Source organism: Methylobacterium nigriterrae, assembly GCF_037106235.1.
GTDB classification, from domain to species: Bacteria; Pseudomonadota; Alphaproteobacteria; order Rhizobiales; family Beijerinckiaceae; genus Methylobacterium; species Methylobacterium nigriterrae.
Genome location: NZ_JBAWTG010000545.1, coordinates 1 through 458 on the forward strand (window position 1 = coordinate 1; position 458 = coordinate 458).

Consider the following 458-nt stretch of genomic DNA (forward strand, 5'->3'; position numbering starts at 1 on the left):
CCCGAGCATCCCCGCCCGGCCGGGTTGGCTGCGTGTGACGGTGCCGAATGACGGGCCGGCGCCTGGGCGGGGTCAGTGTTCGCGCCAGGCCTTTGCGATCCCGTCGATCTTCGTGAAGCTCGCCCAGCCGCTGACCCCGCCCACCAGGGCCAGAACGATCAGACCCGTGATGCGGACCTGCCGGCGGATCGCCGACCGGGTCGAGGAGGCGGCCGGGCGCGCCTCGGTGCGGCGGCCCTTGCGGGCGGTCTCGTCGGCGAGGGGAAGGGTGGTGGGCATCACGCGCTCTCCTTCACGATCTGCATGCGGGGATGGGGAACGGGGCTGCCGGGCGAGGCCGGGTCGCGGGCCTCGGCGGGGCCGCGTCGGGCGAGGACCTGCTCTTTCGGTCCGAAGGCCTGGGCGCGGCCGTCCTGCATGGTCAGGATGAGATCGACGCCGGCGAGCGCGCTCATGCG

The 458-nt window shown here is 74.0% G+C and carries 1 protein-coding gene and 1 pseudogene; both read right to left on the reverse strand.

Annotated elements, in window-relative coordinates; all coding sequences use genetic code 11:
• Nucleotides 1-72: 72 nt before the first annotated feature.
• Nucleotides 73-279, reverse strand: a complete 207-nt coding sequence (locus WDW90_RS38160; RefSeq protein WP_336492877.1) for a hypothetical protein — start codon at nucleotides 277-279, stop codon at nucleotides 73-75.
• Nucleotides 279-458 (reverse strand): annotated as a pseudogene (locus WDW90_RS38165) (type I secretion system permease/ATPase); the annotation flags it as partial. The pseudogene WDW90_RS38165 and the gene WDW90_RS38160, both read right to left, overlap by 1 nt.

What these genes read in the sequence shown, in the direction of transcription:
- WDW90_RS38160 (WP_336492877.1), bottom strand. Translation starts at nt 279, where the DNA reads ATGCCCACCACCCTTCCCCTCGCCGACGAGACCGCCCGCAAGGGCCGC.